At 66.5% G+C, this 19669-nt stretch carries 15 protein-coding genes; 10 read left to right on the forward strand and 5 right to left on the reverse strand.

From position 1 onward, the window contains the following. Positions 1-3: 3 nt before the first annotated feature. From MRS60_RS17620 to MRS60_RS17635, 4 genes are all read left to right on the forward strand, one after another. Entirely contained in the window at positions 4-840 is an 837-nt protein-coding gene (locus MRS60_RS17620; protein ID WP_217589947.1) for an SPOR domain-containing protein, read from the forward strand. A gap of 6 nt (positions 841-846) precedes the next feature. Continuing rightward, a complete protein-coding gene (locus MRS60_RS17625; RefSeq protein ID WP_034179985.1) occupies positions 847-1341 on the forward strand; it encodes a CvpA family protein in 495 nt (164 codons plus the stop codon). A gap of 51 nt (positions 1342-1392) precedes the next feature. Then, positions 1393-2925 (forward strand): amidophosphoribosyltransferase, encoded by a 1533-nt coding sequence (gene purF / locus MRS60_RS17630; protein WP_243566291.1) that lies wholly within the window; start codon positions 1393-1395, stop codon positions 2923-2925. Between the two features lie 244 nt (positions 2926-3169). Continuing rightward, positions 3170-4360, forward strand: a complete 1191-nt coding sequence (locus MRS60_RS17635; RefSeq protein WP_175748661.1) for an O-succinylhomoserine sulfhydrylase — start codon at positions 3170-3172, stop codon at positions 4358-4360. Between the two features lie 135 nt (positions 4361-4495). Here MRS60_RS17635 and MRS60_RS17640 read toward each other — a convergent pair whose 3' ends face one another. The 3 genes from MRS60_RS17640 to MRS60_RS17650 are packed head-to-tail and all read right to left on the reverse strand — an operon-like array spanning position 4496 to position 7590. After that, positions 4496-5458 (reverse strand): NAD-dependent epimerase/dehydratase family protein, encoded by a 963-nt coding sequence (locus tag MRS60_RS17640; protein WP_243566292.1) that lies wholly within the window; start codon positions 5456-5458, stop codon positions 4496-4498. After that, positions 5445-6491 carry a GDP-mannose 4,6-dehydratase gene (gene gmd / locus MRS60_RS17645; protein ID WP_096474752.1) on the reverse strand — a complete coding sequence of 349 codons (1047 nt, stop codon included), beginning with the start codon at positions 6489-6491 and terminating at the stop codon, positions 5445-5447. Before gmd ends, MRS60_RS17640 begins: the two co-directional genes overlap by 14 nt. 31 nt (positions 6492-6522) lie before the next feature. Continuing rightward, positions 6523-7590, reverse strand: a complete 1068-nt coding sequence (locus tag MRS60_RS17650; protein WP_105390804.1) for an acyltransferase family protein — start codon at positions 7588-7590, stop codon at positions 6523-6525. Between the two features lie 492 nt (positions 7591-8082). On the opposite strand from MRS60_RS17650, the gene MRS60_RS17655 reads away from it, so the two are divergent. The 3 genes from MRS60_RS17655 to MRS60_RS17665 are packed head-to-tail and all read left to right on the forward strand — an operon-like array spanning position 8083 to position 14256. Then, positions 8083-10275: a hypothetical protein gene (locus MRS60_RS17655; RefSeq protein ID WP_243566850.1), complete on the forward strand. Its 2193-nt coding sequence runs from the start codon at positions 8083-8085 to the stop codon at positions 10273-10275. Positions 10276-10324: 49 nt separating this feature from the next. Continuing rightward, entirely contained in the window at positions 10325-11791 is a 1467-nt protein-coding gene (locus MRS60_RS17660; protein WP_105390806.1) for a flippase, read from the forward strand. Then, complete coding sequence (locus tag MRS60_RS17665; protein ID WP_243566293.1) at positions 11788-14256, forward strand: glycosyltransferase family 4 protein; 2469 nt, start codon at positions 11788-11790, stop codon at positions 14254-14256. Before MRS60_RS17660 ends, MRS60_RS17665 begins: the two co-directional genes overlap by 4 nt. Before the next feature lie 403 nt (positions 14257-14659). On the opposite strand, the gene MRS60_RS17670 is transcribed toward MRS60_RS17665, so the two are convergent. Further along, positions 14660-15835 (reverse strand): acyltransferase family protein, encoded by a 1176-nt coding sequence (locus MRS60_RS17670; protein WP_034179976.1) that lies wholly within the window; start codon positions 15833-15835, stop codon positions 14660-14662. Positions 15836-16063: 228 nt separating this feature from the next. Between MRS60_RS17670 and MRS60_RS17675 the strand changes: the two genes are divergently transcribed. Together MRS60_RS17675 and galU are read left to right on the forward strand one after the other, a co-directional pair. Next, positions 16064-16207, forward strand: a complete 144-nt coding sequence (locus MRS60_RS17675; RefSeq protein WP_006479318.1) for a hypothetical protein — start codon at positions 16064-16066, stop codon at positions 16205-16207. A 230-nt stretch (positions 16208-16437) separates the two neighbouring features. Beyond that, complete coding sequence (gene galU / locus MRS60_RS17680; RefSeq protein WP_034179975.1) at positions 16438-17325, forward strand: UTP--glucose-1-phosphate uridylyltransferase GalU; 888 nt, start codon at positions 16438-16440, stop codon at positions 17323-17325. A gap of 387 nt (positions 17326-17712) precedes the next feature. Here galU and MRS60_RS17685 read toward each other — a convergent pair whose 3' ends face one another. Further along, on the reverse strand, positions 17713-18831 hold the full coding sequence (locus MRS60_RS17685) for an acyltransferase family protein (protein WP_034179974.1): 1119 nt from the start codon (positions 18829-18831) through the stop codon (positions 17713-17715). A 261-nt stretch (positions 18832-19092) separates the two neighbouring features. On the opposite strand from MRS60_RS17685, the gene MRS60_RS17690 reads away from it, so the two are divergent. Continuing rightward, positions 19093-19542: an HU family DNA-binding protein gene (locus tag MRS60_RS17690; protein ID WP_034179973.1), complete on the forward strand. Its 450-nt coding sequence runs from the start codon at positions 19093-19095 to the stop codon at positions 19540-19542. The last annotated feature ends 127 nt before the right edge of the window (positions 19543-19669 follow it).

Here is a 19669-nt window from a genome sequence, read left to right on the forward strand (position 1 = left end):
TTCATGGGAATTTTCTCGTTCGGCAAAAAAGACGACGACGCGCCCACGCGGCGCGGCGGTCGCACCGGGACCTCCCGGAACGTGCGCACGGAGCGCACTGAACGCGTCGAGCGGCGCCCGCGCCGCACCGAGCGTCCGGAATCGGACGCGCTGCTCCTCGATCCGACCCTTCCAGAAAAGCAACGCGCGCGCCGTCGCCTCGTCGGCGCGATCGCGCTCGTCGTGGCCGCCGTGATCGTGCTGCCGATGGTGCTCGATTCGCACCCGAAGCCAGTCACGGACGATATCGCGATCGACATCCCGAACCGGCCCGCGCACCAGGCAGTCGCGCCGCGTGACGACGACGCTTCCGACGTGCAGGCAGGTGTCGCGCACGACGAGCCGCCGGCATCCGACGCCGCCGTCGCGGCGGTCCCGGCGCCTGCGCCGAAGGAGGCCGCCAAGCCGGCCGCGAAACCCGATACGACGACCACGGCGAGCGTGACGCCGCCGAAGCCCGCGCCGAAGCCGGCTGCTCCCGCGGCGAAACCGGCCGCGCCGAAGCCGGCGCCCGCGACCGTCGCGAATGCCGACGGCGCGAGCCCGGACAGCGGCGATGCATCGTCGCCGTCGTCGCCGGCCGGTGCGCGCTTCGCGGTGCAGCTCGGTTCGTTCAAGGATGACGCGACGGCCCGTTCGTGGGCGACCAAGTTGAAATCGGCGGGCGTGCCCGCATATGTCGAGCATCGCAAGCAGGCAGACGGTGGCACGGCTACACTGTTGCGTGCCGGCCCGTTCGCGGATCGCGCGGCGGCTTCCGCCGCGATCGCGAAGGTGCGCGAAGCCGGCCTGACGCAGTAACGCACGATGCTGACCGCTTTCGACTACGCTGTATTGGCGGTGATCGTGTTGTCGGCGCTGCGCGGTGCGTGGCGCGGCTTCGTGTCCGAGATTTTCGGGCTGATCGGCTGGATTGCGGCGATCGTGATCGCGGGCCGCTACGTCGGGCTGGTCGTACCGTACATTCCGGCGAACTGGCCGGGCGGCGCGCTGACGCAGTGGGTGATCGCCTTCGCATTGCTCGTGATCGGCGTCGTGCTGGTCGCCGGCGTCGCGAACGCGCTGCTGTCGCGGATCGCGCAGGCGAGCGGCCTCGGCGGTGTCGATCGCTCGCTGGGCATGATGTTCGGGCTGGTCCGCGGCGGCGTGCTGGTGGTGCTGCTGGTCGCGGCGGCCGGGCTGACCGAACTGCCCAAACAGGATTTCTGGCGCAATGCGCTATTGCGTCCTTTCGCCGAACAGGGCGTGCATGAGCTGAAGCAGCTCCTGCCCGACGGCATGGCCCAGTACGTACGCGTGTGACGACGCGGCCGGGCAGGACGTAACCGATTTTGTCATTCTGAAGGACATGCCATGTGCGGCATCGTAGGCGTTATCTCCCAATCTCCGGTCAACCAGCTGATCTATGACAGCCTGCTGCTGCTGCAGCATCGCGGTCAGGACGCAGCGGGCATCGCGACGGCGGACGGCAGCAATTTCCACATGTACAAGGCGAACGGCATGGTGCGCGACGTGTTCCGCACGCGCAACATGCGCAGCCTGCCCGGCACCTACGGCATCGGCCAGGTGCGCTACCCGACGGCCGGTTCGGCGTCGAGCGAAGCCGAGGCGCAGCCGTTCTACGTGAACGCGCCGTTCGGCATCATCCTCGCGCACAACGGCAACCTGACGAACTGGCAGCAACTGAAGGACGAGATGTTCCGGATCGACCGCCGGCACATCAACACCAATTCCGACAGCGAAGTGCTGCTCAACGTGTTCGCGCACGAGCTGCAGCTGTCGACGACGGGCCTCGAGCTCGATCCGGCCTCGGTGTTCAAGGCGGTTTCGGGTGTCCATCGCCGCCTGCAGGGTTCGTATGCGATCGTGTCGCTGATCGCCGGCTACGGCCTGCTCGCGTTCCGCGATCCGTTCGGCATCCGCCCGCTCTGCATCGGCAAGCTCGAAACCGAGCACGGCACCGAATGGATGGTCGCGTCGGAGTCGGTCGCGGTCGAAGGCATCGGTTTCGAATTCGTGCGCGATGTGCAGCCGGGTGAGGCGATCTTCATCGACCCGGCCGGCAACTTCCACAGCCAGCAATGCGCGGAGAAGCCGACGCTGAATCCGTGCATGTTCGAATACGTGTACCTCGCGCGTCCGGATTCGTGCCTCGACGGCGTGCCCGTCTACAACGTGCGCCTGCGCATGGGCGACTATCTCGCCGAGAAGATCAAGCGCGAGTTGCCGAACGTGCCGATCGACGTCGTGATGCCGATTCCCGATTCGTCGCGCCCGGCTGCGATGCAGGTCGCCGCGAAGCTCGGCGTCGAGTATCGCGAAGGCTTCTTCAAGAACCGCTACGTCGGCCGTACGTTCATCATGCCGGGGCAGGCCGTGCGCAAGAAGTCGGTGCGCCAGAAGCTCAACGCGATGAGCATCGAGTTCAAGGACAAGCACGTGCTGATCGTCGACGATTCGATCGTGCGCGGCACGACCTCGCATGAAATCGTGCAGATGGCGCGCGATGCGGGCGCGAAGTCGGTGATCTTCGCGTCGGCGGCGCCGCCCGTGAAGTTCCCGAACGTGTACGGCATCGACATGCCGACGCGCGGCGAGCTCGTCGCGCACGGCCGCACCGACGACGAAGTCGCGAAGATCATCGGCGCCGACCACCTGATCTACCAGGACGTCGACGACCTGCGCCGCGCGGTGCGCGACATCAACCCGAAGCTCGAACGCTTCGAGGCGTCGTGCTTCGACGGCAACTACATCACCGGCGACGTGACGCCCGAGTATCTCGACGCGATCGAGCGCGCGCGCCTCACGCCGGCGTCGCAGGCCGATCGCGACACGGCCGGCGACACCGGGCGCTCGCAGATGAACCTGCAGCTGTCGGTCGAGTGACACCGGCGTACGCTTTTGCCGAAGCGTGATAGGATGTGGCCTTGCGTCGATTTGATATCAGCTTGCGGACGCGGGGCGACTTCCCAAAACAGCTAAAGCGAAGGCCGGCGGCAGTCGGCCCGAGTCGATCGCTGTCGTACCGCCCGAAGCCCGCTGATGCCGACGCATAGCGGGCTTTTTGTTTTGGCCTGGTTTTGACTTGGCCTGCGCGACACGCGCGGCCATCGAATACGGAAAACGGAACATGGACGACTCCCTCAACTTCGACACGCTTGCCGTGCGTGCGGGCACGCTGCGCAGCGACTTCAACGAGCACTCGGAAGCGCTGTTCCTCACGTCGAGCTTCTGCTTCCAGAGCGCGGCCGACGCGGCCGAGCGCTTCGCGAATTCGGAAGACTACTTCACCTATTCGCGCTTCACGAACCCGACCGTCACCATGTTCCAGGAGCGTCTCGCGGCGCTCGAGGGCGGCGAGGCGTGCATCGCCACTGCCTCCGGGATGGCCGCGATCATGTCGGTCGTGATGTCCGCGCTGCAGGCGGGCGACCACCTCGTCAGCTCGCGCAGCCTGTTCGGCTCGACGCTCGGGATGTTCTCGCAGATCTTCAGCAAGTTCGGGATCACGACGACCTTCGTCGATCCGACCGACCTGAACGCATGGAAGGAAGCCGTGCGGCCCGAAACGAAGATGTTCTTCCTCGAGACGCCGTCGAACCCGCTGACCGAACTCGCCGACATCGAGGCGATCGGCAAGATCGCGAAGGCCGCGAACGCGCTGTTCGTCGTCGACAATTGTTTCTGCAGCCCGGTGCTGCAGCAGCCGCTGAAGCTCGGCGCGGACGTCGTGATGCACTCGGCGACGAAATTCCTCGACGGGCAGGGCCGCGTGCTCGGCGGCGCGCTGGTCGGCTCGAAGGAATTCATCATGGGCAAGGTATTCCCGTTCGTACGCAGCGCGGGCCCGACGCTGTCGGCCTTCAACGCGTGGGTGCTGCTGAAGGGGATGGAGACGCTGTCGCTGCGCGTCGAGAAGCAATCGGCGAACGCGCTGGAAATTGCGCGCTGGCTCGATTCGCATCCGGCGGTGGCACGCGTGTTTCATCCGGGCCTCGAGTCGCACCCGCAGTACGAACTCGCGAAGCGTCAGCAGAAGGCGGGCGGCGCGATCCTGTCGTTCGAGCTGAAGGGCGACACGCCCGAGCAGCAGCGCGCGAACGCATGGCGCGTGATCGACAACACGAAGCTGATCTCGATCACCGGCAACCTCGGCGATACGCGCACGACGATCACGCATCCGGCGACCACGACGCACGGCCGCATCACGCCGGAAGCGCGCGCGGCGGCGGGGATCACCGAAGGTTTGATCCGCTTGTCGGTCGGCCTCGAGCACGCGGGCGACCTGCGTAACGATCTCGCGCGCGGCCTGGAGGGCTGAGCGACGCGGTGCTTTCGCCGCATCGACATCGACGCATCAACGACGACGGGCCGCCTGCAAAACAGGCGGCCCGTTGTTTTTTCCGCATGAAGGCATTACGTCCGGCGCACCGCGCTCGCGCATGCACCGCGTGATTCAGCCGCCGTGCCCTTGCGGCGCGGCGCGCATCGCATCCACCATCCACCGCAGCGTTTCGTCGAGCGGCGTGACGGGCAGCTCGCCCACCGCGCGCCGCAGCTTGTCGCGCGACCCGCTCAGGCTTTTCACCTCGTTGTGCCGCACGAAACGCGGATCGACCGTCACGTCGATCACGTAACCGGCGATGCGCGACAGCATCGCCAGCACCTCCTTCAGCGAATACGCGCGCTCCGAGCAGACGTTGAACGTCTCGCCGGCTGGCGCCGCTTCGAGCAGCTTCAGATAGGCGGTTGTCACGTCGCGCACGTCGGAGAAATCGCGGCTCACGTCGAGATTGCCGAGCGAGATGCGCGGTTCGTTGCGCGCGTAGTGCGCGGCGAGCTTCGGCAGCAGATACGCTTCGCCCTGGCCGACGCCCGTGTAGTTGAACGGCCGCGCGATCACGATCGGCAGCCGGTCGGCCCACAGCTTCGCCGCGTATTCCATCGCGAGCTTGCTGACCGCGTAGTCGTTGGCGGGGGCGGGCGCGACGGTCTCGTCGAGCACGCCGGCCGTCGAATTGCCGTAGATGTTCGCACTGCTCGCGAGCAGCACGGCCGACGGGCGGTGGTCGAGGCCCGCGAGCGCGGCAAGCAGGTTGCGTGTGCCGACGATGTTGACCGCGTAGGTCTGCGACGGCTCGTCCTGCGCGACATGCGCGCGCGCGGCGAGATGCACGACCGCATCGGGCCGCGCATCGGCGGCCGCTGCACGCACCGCGTCCGCGTCGAGCAGGTCGACGGGCAGCAGCGTGCAATGCGCGAAGGCCGGATCGTCGGGCCGCGGCGCGCCGGGCGCGATCGTGCCCCAGACGTCATAGCCGGCCGCCTGCAGGCGTTCGGCCATGTAGCGGCCCGTGAAGCCCGTCAGGCCGGTGACGAACGCACGGCGCGACGGGCGTCCGGCTTCAGAACGTGTCATGGTGTTGATTCCGCGTCAAATCCGCTTCGACCATCATCTGGCAAAGTTGTTCGAGCGTCGTCTCCGGCACCCAGCCGAGCTTGGATTTAGCCTTGTCCGCGCAGCCGATCAGCAGGTCGACCTCGGCGGGGCGGTAGAACTTCGGGTTCACTTCGACGAGCACGTTGCCGTTCGACGCGTCGAGGCCGCGTTCCTGCTCGCCCTTGCCGGTCCATTCGAGCTGGTAGCCGGCAGCCGCGAATGCCATCTGCACGAAGTCGCGCACGGTCTCGGTGCGATTGGTTGCGAGCACGTAGGTGTCGGGCTCGTCGGCCTGCAGCATGCGCCACATCCCTTCGACGTATTCGAGCGCGAAGCCCCAGTCGCGCTTCGCGTCGAGGTTGCCGAGCTCGAGGCGGGTCGCCTTGCCGAGCTTGATCTTCGCGACGGTGTCGGTGATCTTGCGCGTGACGAACTCGCGGCCGCGCAGCGGCGATTCGTGGTTGAACAGGATGCCGCTGCTGCCGAACAGGCCGTACGACTCGCGGTAGTTCACGGTCATCCAGTGCGCGTACAGCTTCGCGACGCCATACGGGCTGCGCGGATAGAACGCGGTCGTTTCGGTCTGCGGAATCGCCTGCACCTTGCCGAACATCTCGGACGTCGACGCCTGGTAGAAGCGCGTCTTCGGGCTCACGACGCGGATCGCCTCGAGCAGGTTCAACGGGCCGAGGCCCGTCACTTCGGCAGTCGTCGTCGGCTGGTCGAACGACACGCCGACGAAGCTCTGCGCGGCCAGGTTGTACAGCTCGTCGGGCTGCGTGCGTTCGAGCAGGCGCAGGCTCGAGCCGGCATCGGTCAGATCGTGTTCGACGAGCGTGAGGTTCGGGTGCGTGTCGACGCCGAGCTCGGCGATGCGCCAGAAATTCACCGAACTGGTGCGGCGATAGGTGCCCGTGACCTCGTAGCCCTTGTCGAGCAGCAGTTTGGTCAGGTAGGCGCCGTCTTGCCCCGAGATCCCGGTAATGATGGCCTTTTTGCGAGTTTGGCTCATGGCGTTGTCCTGGTAGAAGCGAAAGGGAAAATCAGGCGGTCGTGCTGGTGGCGGCAGTTGGCAGCGCCCGGCGTGCGGGGCTGCGCGTCAGGCGCCGTTCGAAGCCGTACCAGCTCAGGGTCGCGTAGGCGAGCGTGATCGCGAGCGCGAGCGCGGCCGTGACGAAGCGGTTCAGGTGCAGCGGCCAGAGCGCGTACAGCACGCTCAGGTGGATCAGGTACACGGTGTAGCTGACGGTGCCCACGTAGACGAGCATCGGGTTCGTCAGCACGCGTTGCACGATGCCGCGGCCGCGCAGTGCGATCACGACGATCGACGTGCACAGCAGCAGCGAGATGCTGTAGAGCGCCGCATTCGACAGCGGCGTGTTCGCGGCGCGAAAGCGCGGGAACGACAGGTGCAGCCAGCCGAGGATCGCGAGCGACACGAGCGCGCCGACGATCGCGAGCGGGTAGAACGGCTCCAGCGCGCGCCGGTCGCGGCGCAGCACGATCGCGAGCAGCGCGCCCGCGGCGAGCAGGTCCATCCGGAACGGCGTCAGGTAGTAGATCGGCCAGAACGAGTCGAACCACGGCGTCGCGATCGCGCGCAGCACCGGCGCTGCGACGATCAGCGCGGCGGCGACCCACAGCAGCACGCGCTCCGAACACCACAGCACGACGAACGGCCAGAAGATGTAGAACTGCTCCTCGACCGCGAGCGACCACAGCACGTTCAGGCTGTCGTGGCCGATGCTGCCGAGCGACAGCCCGATATTGGTCGAGAAGAACGCGAACCACGGCCAGTGCGGCAGCCAGCTCGCGCCGAACAGGATCGTCGACACCACCAGCAGCAGCACGTACGGCGGCAGGATGCGTCGCACGCGACGCGCGTAGAAGTGGCTGAAGTACGACTGCCCGCGCGCCTTGCGATCGAGCAGGATGCCGGTGATCAGCAGGCCGCTCAGCACGAAGAACAGGTCGACACCCATCCACAGCGGCGCCTTGAGCGCGTGCTGCAGGAACACGGCGCCGACCGCGATCGCGCGCAGCCCGTCGAGCTGCACGATGCGGCCGTGTTGCGGCGGGGCCAGGTCGGCGGATCGCGAGATGCCCGTCATCGCGCCGCTCCTTCGCGACGCGCGGCGGGGGCCGCGGCGCGTCGCACATCCGATGCGTGAACGTAATGCATGCCTTTAAATGAAATATCGAATCGAAAACGATTCTAGGGAAAAGAAATCGGCAAAAAAACGCGCGCCATTTATCTGACGACAAACACTCGAATGCCGATTATTCCGGTCGTGAGATGAAAGGTTGATGCCCGGGCAGCCGCGACAGGCGGTGCGGGGCGGCATTTTCTACAGGGCGGCGCGTGAAAGGCGGTCGTTATTGCCGTTTCCGGGTGCCATTTTCGACCTGTTCCGGTTCGATATTTCAGGCGGAAACATCCCCAAATATTTCCAAATTTCTTGTGATTATTTTTGCTTGTAACCTGCATCGCGACGTTTGAAACCCATTTAGCGACAGGGTGCGCCGGCGGCAGTCCGAGGCGGCACCGGTCGCTGTTGCATCGAGTCTGGAGAAGCGCATTGCGACGTCTGATTCTGGTAGGCATGACGGTATGCGCGACGCTGCTGACGAGCGCCGCACCGGCCGAAACGGTGTTGCCCGCGACGACGTCGTGGATCGGCAACACGTTCGGCTATGGCGACGGCAGCTGGACGCAGATCGACATCCGAGCGATCGCGGTGACGCCTGAAGGCAAGGTATATACGAATGCGCCATGGGACGAAAGCGGCGCCGAGGCGAGCGTCTACCAGGACGGCAAGATGCTCGGCTTCGCCGGCGGCACGCACGGCTGGGGCAATCTCGGCGGCAATGCGATCGCCGTGAACAGCAAGTACGCGTATGTCGCGATCGGCGTCGGCAACGAACGCGGCCACCTGCAGTCGCCCGGCATCTGGCCGGACAAGGGCAAACAGTGGTTCGGCATCTCGCGGCGCACGATCGGCGACATGAAGCAGCCCGCGCCGTTTCGCGCGGCACCGCAGGTCGCGCCGGGCGGACGCGCCGATGCCGGCCGCGCGCGCATGGCCGCGAGTTTCATGATGATGAACGAGGTGCCGGCTCCCGCGCGCTCGGAAGTGGGCGAGGTGAAGGCGGAAGTGGGCGGTCTCGCGGCTGACGACAAGACGCTGTTCGCGACGAATCCGTCCCACGACATGGTGGACGTGTACGACGCGGAGACGATGCAGCAGAAGGGCACGTGGAGCGCGCACGAACCGGGCCGCATCGCGCTCGCGGGCGACGGCACGCTGTGGTTGCTCACGGACACGCTGAACGGCCCCGCGCACCTCGTGCACGTGCGTGCGGACGGCCGCAAGCTGGACGACGCGCCCGCGCTGCCGGAAGGCACCGACGCGGTGGACGTGGCGGTCGACACGAAAGGGCGCGTGCTCGTCGCGGACAACGGGCCGCGCCAGCAGATCCTGATCTTCTCGAAAGGCGGCAAGGGTTATGCGCAGTCCGGCACGCTCGGCGAGCGCGGCGGCATCTTCGCCGGCCCGGTGCCGGGGCGGCCGGGGCCGCAGCGCTTCAACGGGCTGACGGGCGTCGGCGTCGATCGCGCGGGCAACGTGTATGTGTCGATGAACGGCATCGGACCGCGCCACGACACGATCGGCGCGGGGCTCGGCGCGGTGCTCGAAAGCTACACGCCGGACGGCAAGCCGCGCTGGCAGGTGCAGGGGCTGCTGTTCGTCGACGGTGCGTGGCTCGACCCCGCGCGGCCGAACAGCGTGTACACGGGCAACAAGCGCTTCGAGCTCGACCTGTCGAAGCCGCCGGGCCAGGACTGGAAATATGTCGGCTTCCTGTCGAACCGCTTCAAGTATCCGGACGATCCCGTGTTCCACACGGACCAGTGGCCGGGCATGCCGATCGCGCGCCGCGTCGACGGCCGTACGTTCCTGTACCTGACCGACATGTACGCCGATCACCTGAAGATCTACCGCTTCGACGCGAAGCGCGACGGCGAGGTCGCGATTCCGTCGGGCCTGATCGCGGGCCGCGCGCGACCGGTCGACAAGGTGCCGAACAAGCCGCCCGGCGGCGACTGGCTGTGGCGCGACGCGAACGGCAACGGCCGGCTCGACGCCGACGAGTTCGAGATCAACACGACCGGCAAGGCGAAGGCGGGCGGTTGGGGCTGGTGGGTCGACACGAAGGGCGACATCTGGCGCACGAGCGACGTGCGCGGCATCCACCGCTTCCAGTACGGCGGCGTCGACAAGGCCGGCAACCCGGTCTACTCGTACGACAAGGTCACGACCTACCCGATGCCGCAGCCGTTCACGCAACTGCGCCGCTCGATCTACGACGCGCAAGCCGACACGCTGTACGTGACCGGCTACACGGCCGACGCGCCGCCGCAGCCGGGCATCAACAAGGAAGTCGGCCGCGTGCTGGTGCGTTTCGACAAGTGGTCGACCGGCTCACCCGTCGTGCGCTACACGGTCGCGCTGCCGTGGCAGCTCGACGCGAAGCCGATCCTGGACCTGATCGGGATCACGGTCGAGGGCCGCTACATCTTCACCGTGGAGCCGGTCGGCAAGATCCACGTGTACGACAAGGACACCGGCAAGGAAGTGGGCGTGATGAGCCCGGGCACCGAGGTCGGCAAGGCATCCGGCTGGGTCGACGTGCCGTTCGGCATCAGTGCGTTCCGGCGCGAGAACGGCGAATACCTCGTGTTCGTCGAGGAAGACGCACGCGGCAAGGTGCTGATGTATCGCTGGAAACCGTGACGGGCGGCGCGCCGTTAACGACGTCGTCGCCGTCACATAAGGCACAAGCATGGACAAAGGCATACTCAAGAACGTTTCGATCAATTTCATCGGGCTGATCCTGCCGACCTTCGTGTCGCTGGTGACGGTGCCCGCTTATATCCACGCGCTCGGCGTCGAACGCTATGGCGTCGTCAGCCTCGTGTGGACGCTGATCGGCTATTTCGGGATCCTCGATCTCGGGATGAGCATGGCCGCGCAGAACCACATCTCGAAGGCGCTCGCGAGCGGCAACGACGACGAAAGCGCGCGCGTGTTCTGGAGCGCGTTCTGGCTGAATCTCGGCACCGGCGTCGTGGGCGGGCTGCTGATCTATTTCGGCGCGTTCGTCTACACCGCGTATTTCACGAAGGTGTCGGCCGCGATGCAGCACGAGGTGTATCTCGCGCTGCCGTGGCTCGCGCTCGCGATTCCGCTCGCGAACGTGTCGTGGGTGTTCGCCGGCGCGATCAACGGCGCCGAACGGTTCGGCGTGTTCAACACGAACCAGACGATCGGCACGTTCCTGTTCCAGTTGCTGCCGCTCGGCGCCGCATGGTGGATCGCGCCGAACCTGCAGACCGTGCTCGCCGCGGCAGTCGTCGCGCGGCTGATCGCGGCGGTGATGCTCGGCCACGCCAGCATCAAGGTGCTCGGCATCCGCCGCATCGATCCGCCGCAGTGGGGCACCGCGAAGGGGCTGTTCAACTTCGGCGGCTGGATGCTGATCGCGAGCACGACGAGCATGATCGCGGACACGCTCGACCGCGTGATGCTCGGCGCCGGAATGGGCGCGAAGTTCGTCACCTACTACACGGTGCCGCAGAACCTCGTCACGCGCCTGAACATGCTGCCGAACGCGCTCGTGCGCACGCTGTTCCCGCGCCTGTCGGCGGTCGGCCGCGATCACGCGGACACGCTCGCGCGCCAGTCGCTCGAATTCCTGAACGGCGTGTTCACGCCGGTCGGCATCGTCGCGATCTTCGCGCTCGCGCCGTTCCTCACGCTGTGGGTCGGCGCCGATCTCGCCGCGCATTCGGCGCCGGTCGGCCGCGTGCTGGTGATCAGCGTGTGGCTCGTCGGCCAGGCGAGCGTGACGCGGATCCTGATCCAGTCGCAGGTCAACCCGGCCCGCGCGGCGTTCGCCGGGCTCGTCGAGATGCCGTTCTTCGTCGGCGGCCTGTGGTTCGGCATTCATCACTTCGGGCTGATCGGCGCGGCGGTGGTCGTCGCGGCGCGTGCGTTCGTCGACTACGGCGTGCTGCTGTATCTGTCGGCGATCCGGATGCGCGCGATCGTGCTCGACATGCTGGCGCACCTGGCCTTCCTGCTCGCGAGCCTGTTTCTCGCGCAGGCGTGGCCGGGGCTCGGCGAATCGATCGGCATGTGCGCGATCGTGCTGGTGCTGAACGTCGCGTGGTCGCTCACGATGACGCCGGGGCTGCGTGCGCTCGTGCGTGACCTGTTTGTCCGTCTCAATGCGAGGAAAACGATATGAATCGCGATCTGGCGGAACACGCCATCCTGAACCTCGCCACCGCCGATGCGGCTGCGGCCGAAGCGGGCGATGCCGCCGCGCTGCGCCGGTCCATGCCGGCCGAGCGGGCCAGCGCGCGCCAGCCGGCACGCGCGCTGCGCGTGGCGATCGTCCACGACTGGCTCGTCACCTATGCAGGCGCCGAGCGCGTGCTCGAACAGATCGTCGCGTGCTTTCCCGACGCGGACCTGTTCAGCCTCGTCGATTTTCTCGACGACCGCGCGTTCGTGCGCGGCAAGCCGGTGACGACGTCGTTTATCCAGAAACTGCCGTTCGCGCGCACCAAGTACCGCAGCTACCTGCCGCTGATGCCGCTCGCGATCGAGCAGCTCGACGTGTCCGACTACGATCTCGTGATCTCGAGCAGCCACGCGGTCGCGAAGGGCGTGCTGACAGGGCCGGACCAGGTGCACATCAGCTACGTGCATTCGCCGATCCGCTATGCGTGGGACCTGCAGCACCAGTACCTGGAGCAGTCGAACCTCACGCACGGGCCGAAATCGCTGCTCGCGCGGATGATTCTTCACTACATCCGCAACTGGGACACGCGCACCGCGAACGCGGTGGACGGCTTCGTCGCGAACTCCGCGTTCATCGCGCGGCGCATCAAGAAGGTCTACCACCGCGACGCGGCGGTGATCTTCCCGCCGGTCGACGTCGACGGTTTCTCGCTGAACGCGGTCAAGGACGATTTCTACCTGACCGCGTCGCGGATGGTGCCGTACAAGAAGATCGACCTGATCGTCGAGGCGTTCTCGAAGACGCCCGAACGCAAGCTGGTCGTGATCGGCGACGGCCCCGAGATGCAGAAGATCCGCGCGAAGGCCGGCCCGAACGTCGAGATCATGGGCTACCAGCCGTTCGCGGTGCTGCACGACCGGATGCGGCGCGCGAAGGCGTTCGTGTTCGCGGCCGAGGAGGATTTCGGGATCTCGGTCGTCGAGGCGCAGGCCTGCGGTACGCCGGTGATCGCATACGGCAAGGGCGGTGCGCTCGAAACCGTGCTCGACCCGCAATCGGGCGCGAATCCGACCGGGCTGTTCTTCGACGAGCAGACGCCGCACGCGATCGTCGCGGCCGTCGACGATTTCGAGCGCGCGCCGCAGCGCTTCACGCCGAACGCATGCCGCGCGAACGCGGAGCGGTTTTCCGCCGATACGTTCCGGCGGCGCTTTCTCGACTATGTGGAAACCGCGCTGCCCGGCTCGACCGCGCAGCGCGGCACGGCCGTCGCGCCGATGCCGGCCGCGCGCGGCCCGGCGACGCTCGTGCTCGACCAGAGCGGCGTGCTCGGCGGCGCCGAGCTGTCGCTGCTCGAGATCATGAAGCACATGCGCGCGAACGCCGACGTGCTGCTGTTCGACGACGGCCCGTTCCGCGCGGCGCTCGACGAGATCGGCGCGCGCGTCGACGTGGTCGACCAGGGCGCGCTGGCGGCCGTGCGCAAGCAGGGCGGCGTGTCGGTCGGCGCATTGAAACAGCTCGTGCGGCTCGTGCGCGACGTCGCGCGGCGCGCGCGCCGTGCCGAGGTGATCTACGCGAACACGCAGCGCGCGATGGTGGTCGCCGCGCTCGCCGGGCGGCTCGCGCGCAAGCCGGTGGTCTGGCATCTGCGCGACATCGTCAGCACTGACCATTTCGGCAGCAAGCAATTGCTGGCGATCAAGTACTGCGCGCGGCTCGGCGTCACGCGCGTGATCGCGAACTCCGATGCTTCCGCGCAGGCGTTCCGCACGCTGACGGGCTTCACGCCGCAGCACGTCGACGTCGTGTTCAACGGCATTTCGGCCGAGCCGTTCGATGCGCTGGAAGGCGTCAGCCAGGCTGCGCTGCGCGCGCGCCTCGGGTTGCCGCAGGATGCGTGGCTCGTCGGCTCGTTCAGCCGTCTGGCGCGCTGGAAGGGGCAGCACGTGCTGCTGGAGGCTGCCGCGCGGCATCCCGACATGCACGTGGTGCTGGTCGGCGCGCCGTTGTTCGGCGAGGACGAATACGCGGCGCAACTGCACGAATACGTCGCGCGGCACGGGATGGGCGCGCGCGTGCATTTCCTCGGGTTCCAGCGCGACGTGGCCGCGTGCATGACGGCGGTCGACGTCGTCGCGCACACGTCGATCACGCCGGAGCCGTTCGGGCGCGTGATCGTCGAAGGGATGCTCGCGCGCCGGCCGGTCGTCGCGGCCCGCGCGGGCGGCGTCGTCGAGATCATCGAGGACGGCGACAACGGGCTGCTCTGCGAGCCGGGCGATGCGACCGCGCTGGCCAATGCGCTGGATACGCTGAAGCGCGACGGCGCGCTGCGCGAGCGGCTCGTCGCGAGCGGGCGCGTGACGGCGGTGCGCCGGTTCGGCACCGAGACCTACGTGGAGCGGGTCGAGAAGATTCTCGCTGATACGGCGAAGGCTGCGAAGGCGAAGAAGCGGGCGTAGCAGACGGCGCCAGCCGGCGGGAAACGAAACGAGCCCTCATGCGGTGTTGTGCCGCGTGGGGGCTTCGTATTTCAGCGGGTGCGTTTGGTCGGGCGAGTGGCGGGTGGGCTGGTGCGGGCCGTGTCGTGCACGGGCGTGGGATCGACCGGTTGCCGTTTCGATCGGGATCGTGCGGCTGACGGGGCGGCAAGGCGGCCAGGTGGCCAGGCGGCGCAGGGACGAATCCGATAGGGGGCAGCCCAGGGCCGGTGCATTGCGACCGGACAGGCGGCCGTCACGCGCGCCGGCATACAGGGTTGGTTGTGTATCCTCCTGACCCGCCATGCAACCGCGCTTCGGTCGTGAAAAAGCCCCCGCGCAGCAAGGCGCTGCACGGGGGCTTCGAAACCGGTCCGGCCGTGGATCAGACGGCCCGCTCGGGCGCCTGCGCGACGACTCGGGCAGCGCGCGTCGGCTTGAAACTGGCCGACCACGTCATCGCCGGCCGTTCGAACATCCGGTAGAACAGGTACGCGACCGGAATCGCGGCGGCCATGAACGCGATCGACGGCCAGATCGACAGTTGCAGTTCGGAGTGGAACAGCACCGAGCCGAGGCACACGAACAGCGGCAGGTGGATCAGGTACAGCGAGTAGCTGAAGTCGCCGAACCAGCCGAGCACGCGCAGCGGCGGCGTCGGGCGCGGCGGGCGCGCGAGCGCGCGGTACAGGAAGCACGCGAAGCCGGCCGACCACAGCTGGAACGCGCCGTACTGGCCGAAACGGAACGCGCCGCAACCGGCGGCCAGCAGCACGGCGGCCGCGACGTACCACGCGCGCGACGGCACGGCGGCCGCGCCGCGCGCCTGCTGAGCCCGCACGTCGGCGATCCATGCGCCGATCGTCCAGGACAGCCAGTACGACGTGAAGAACTGCAGGTCGTGCCGTTCGAGCAGCCACGCCGACGCGACGTTGACGAGCGCGACCGCGGCCACGACGGCCGGCATGCCGATGCGCCGGCGCAGCGCGAACAGCAGCGGGTAGATCGCGTAGAACTGCACTTCGAGCGACAGCGTCCACAGTGCGCCGTTCGACCCGTACGTGTAGCCGGCGACGCCCTGCAGCGAGAACAGGTTCACGAGGAACGCGGTGATGCCGATGTCGCGGATCTTGTGGCTGACGGGCTCGATCTGCAGGCTGACCAGGTCGAGCGCGAGCGTAAACAGCAGCGCGGCGAGCAGCACCGGGTAGATGCGCGCGAACCGGCGTGCCCAGAAGTTGGGCGCGTCGAGCCGGTACGCGGGATCGGCCGCGAGCTTGAGCGCCGCGTTGCGGTGGATGCAGTAGCCGCTGATCACGAAGAAGATCGGCACGCCGGCGGAGCCCCACGCGAACGGGAAGGTCAGGTAGCCGACGATCACGCTCGGGTCGAGCGCGCGACCGTAAGCATGATGGAAGGTCTGCATCCCGACCCAGACGATCTGGCGGCAGTGGAAATAGGCGACGAGCAGCGCCGCGAAGCCGCGCATCGCGTCGATGACGTGTTCCTTGTGATCGGCGACGGGCGGCGCGGTCAGAGACGATCCGCTGAAAGCTTGCATGCGATTCGATTCCTTGCGACGGATGGTGTGGAAGACGGACGAACGGGAAGTCTCATCGTAATGCGCAAGAATTCGATCAATGAATAAAAAAATCTCGCCCGGAAATAACGGAATTCCGCATGATGGTTTTATCGGGGTTCTGAAAGCGGTTCCGCAGGCGCGTCAATTATTTACCGATTTTTTTCTGATAGTTTGAAGCTCCAGTTGATTGATGCAAGGAGCGGCAAGATGGACATGCATTGGATCGCGAGCGCTGCAGTACTGCTGGTCATGGCCGTGCTGTCGGCGTACCGCGAAGCGCTGAAGAACGAGCCGATTCGCCCGGGCCTCGAACGGGGCGGCGTGCCCTATATCGAGGAATTCGAATCGTAAGAATTTGTATCTGGAAAATCGGTAATTTGTTTCTGCTTCGGCACTCGGTCCGGCAATATCGACCGGATTGAAAGGATTATATTTTTTTCGGAAACATTGGGCAATCAGTCCATATCGAAAATGAGCGGAGTGGAATTGGCAGTGCCGTCGATTCTCGATATGCCGTTCGGAACACAATCGCGCCGGGTCGCAGATGGACGCGGCGCAGTCAACGCAATCAGGATGCGAACATGTTGAAAGTCACCAAGGCCGTGTTCCCCGTTGCCGGTCTCGGCACGCGGTTCCTCCCGGCAACGAAGGCGAGCCCGAAGGAAATGTTGCCCGTCGTCGACAAGCCGCTGATCCAGTACGCGGTCGAGGAAGCGATCAACGCCGGTATCACCGAGATGATCTTCGTCACCGGGCGCAGCAAGCGCGCGATCGAGGATCACTTCGACAAGTCGTACGAGATCGAGGCCGAACTCGAGGCGCGCGGCAAGGAAAAGCTGCTCGAACTCGTGCGCGGCATCAAGCCGAGCCACGTCAACTGCTTCTACGTGCGCCAGCCGGAAGCACTTGGCCTCGGCCATGCGGTGTTGTGCGCGGAAAAGCTCGTGCACGGCGAGCCGTTCGCGGTGATCCTCGCCGACGACCTGCTGCACGGCGAGCAGCCGGTGCTCAAGCAGCTCGTCGACGTGTTCGACCACTATCACAGCTCGGTGATCGGGGTCGAGACGATCCCGCGCGAGGACAGCCGCTCGTACGGCGTCGTCGAAGGCCGCGAATGGGAAGAGGACATCATCAAGCTGTCGGGCATCATCGAGAAGCCCGCGCCCGAGGATGCGCCGTCGAATCTCGGCGTGGTCGGTCGTTACGTGTTCATGCCGACGATCTTCGATCACCTGCGCAAGCTCAAGCCGGGCGCGGGTGGCGAACTGCAATTGACCGACGCGGTCCAGACGCTGCTCGCGAACGAGCAGGTGCTCGCGTACCGCTACTACGGCACGCGTTTCGACTGCGGCAGCAAGATCGGCTATCTCAAGGCAACCGTCGAACTCGCGCTCCAGCATCCGGAAGTGAGCCGCGAATTCGAGGCGTACCTGCGTACCTGCTTGCCCGCGCTGGCCGCCGTCGCGTAGGCGGCCGCGCGCTCCGTTGTTTCAGGTGGTGGTTGTTCCGTTGGCCCCGGCCGCTCAGGCGCCGGGGCTTTTTTGCATTTGCCGGTGCGCGATCGTGGTGCGTTCGGCCGGCTTGTCGTGCGGTCGGGTTCGCGTGGAGCGTGGTGCCGTGTGTGGAGCGGGGCGCTCCGGCGCGGTCCGGCGTCACGCCTGAAACTGGTGCCGAAGCACTTGCCGGGGTGTGCGGTGCGGCGTTGTTGTCGTTGCGCGATGCATTGTCGACGTTCGCGCCGGCGTCGGTCCGCCGGTTCATGACGCAGCGCCGCCGCGCGTCAGCTTCCCGGCGCTACCTGCCTCGCGGTCTTCCCGCGCATTTCCCGCCCGGTGTTTTCCGCTTCCGCGTGGCGCTCAACGCGCCGACGTACTCGGCCGCGCGACGAAATGCCGGGCGAGCATCGCGGCGATCGGCTTCTTGAAGTCGAGCAGTCTTTTTTCGAGATAGCGCCAGGACAGGTGCGCGAGCAGCACGGCGAGCGCGAATTGCAGCATCTCGGGCAGCGCTTCGCGGACGATTTCCGGCATCGGCACGTGCGCGAAGAGCGCGGGCATCACGCCGAAGCGCGTCGGAATCAGGTTGTGGAACAGGTAGAAGCCGTAGCTGATCGTGCCGAGATAGACGAGCGGCGCCCAGTCGAGCAGTGCGACGACGGGATGCTCGGGCTCGCTGACGATCCACAGCATCAGCGCGCCGAGCGACGCGGACAGGCCGAGATCCGCGAGCCCCGCGACCGCGTCGGGCAGTGCCGTGCACGCAGGCAGTGCGAGGAAAAACACGACGCCTGCCGCGCCGAGCCAGCCGGGCGGGACGCGGCGCACGGCGGCCGGGCCGTGATCGGCGAGCGCGATCGCGCCGACGCCGCCGAGCGCGATCAGCGCGAAATTCCACGGGGAAAACGCGTAGATCAGCACCGGCGACGCGTCGGACAGGTAGAGCGCGAGATGCGCGGCCGCGCACAGCGCGACGGCCGCGACGCCGAGTGCGACGTGTCGCGCGGCGGGCACCGCGAGCAGCGCGAGCGGTGCGATCAGATAGAACTGCTGTTCAACCGCGAGGCTCCAGAAGTGCGACGTGGAGCCCGGCCAGCCGTCCTTGACGACGCCGATCCAGTAATTCGACAGGAACGCCGCGTGCCACGCGAGCCCGAGGTTGACGCCGCGCTGGTAGAAGAGCGCGTGCGCGATCGCGAGCGCGGCGAGCAGCAGGTAGTACACGGGGAAGATCCGCAACGCGCGCTTCGCGAGGAACAGCGCGAGCGCATGGCGGCGCGTCATGGTGCCGCATTCGACCGCCCGGCGGTTGCGATGCAGTTCGCCGACGATCAGGAATCCGCTGATGAGGAAAAACGTCCACACGCCAAGCTTGCCGACGTCGACGGCAAGGACGTGGCCCTTGTGGGACAGGAAAACGAGAATGACGGCGATGGCTCGCAGGCCGTCGAGTCCTTTGACGTATCTGACTTCGCGCATGGAGGCATCCGGGCATTGAGCGAGCCCAGTATAGGTGCGCAAATATCGAACGTAATTCGCGTTCGGACGCATACGTGAAGGCGTTTTTTGACGCTCGAGCGTCGTTGAAGTCGGTCGCGCGCAACAAAACCTGCGGGAAACCCCGCGAAAACGCATAAAAGTACTGCACGAAGCGTCAAGGCGCTTGTAGAATCCGGCGTTGAAGCGTGCGCAGTGCACGCTTCGTGTATCCAACGAACGACCACACCTGGTAGGAGAAACATGGCGACTTCCGCAAAAAAGGTGGCCAAGAAGGCTGCCGCCGCACCGGCCAAGAAAGTGGCTGCTAAGAAAGTAGCGCCCGCGAAGAAAGTAGTGGCCAAGAAGGCCGCCGTCGCGAAGGCGCCCGCTGCTCCGACGCCGCTGAAGGACAAGTTCACGAAGGCATCGCTCGCAACGCACATCGCTGAGCGTGCAGCCGTGGAAGTGAAGGCGGTCAAAGCAGTGCTCGTCGCACTCGAGAACGTCGTGCTGGGCTCGGTCCACAAGAAGGGCGCAGGCGAGTTCACGCTGCCGGGTCTGCTGAAGATCACGGCACAAGTCGTGCCGGCGAAGAAGAAGCGCTTCGGCAAGGATCCGTTCACGGGCGAAGAGCGTTGGTTCCCGGCGAAGCCGGCCAGCGTGCGCGTGAAGGCACGTGCGCTGAAGAAGCTGAAGGACGCGGCGGCGTAATGCCGCGCAACGGCTGCCGAATGCATGTCGGCAGCCGTTGCGATGTCCTGCGATCCCCGTACGCGAAAGCGTGCGGGGATTTTTATTGCGCCGCGCAAATCGCGCGGCAGCGAAAACGCGAAGCGCC

The sequence above is a fragment of the Burkholderia pyrrocinia genome (genome assembly GCF_022809715.1).
GTDB classification, from domain to species: domain Bacteria; phylum Pseudomonadota; class Gammaproteobacteria; order Burkholderiales; family Burkholderiaceae; genus Burkholderia; species Burkholderia pyrrocinia_C.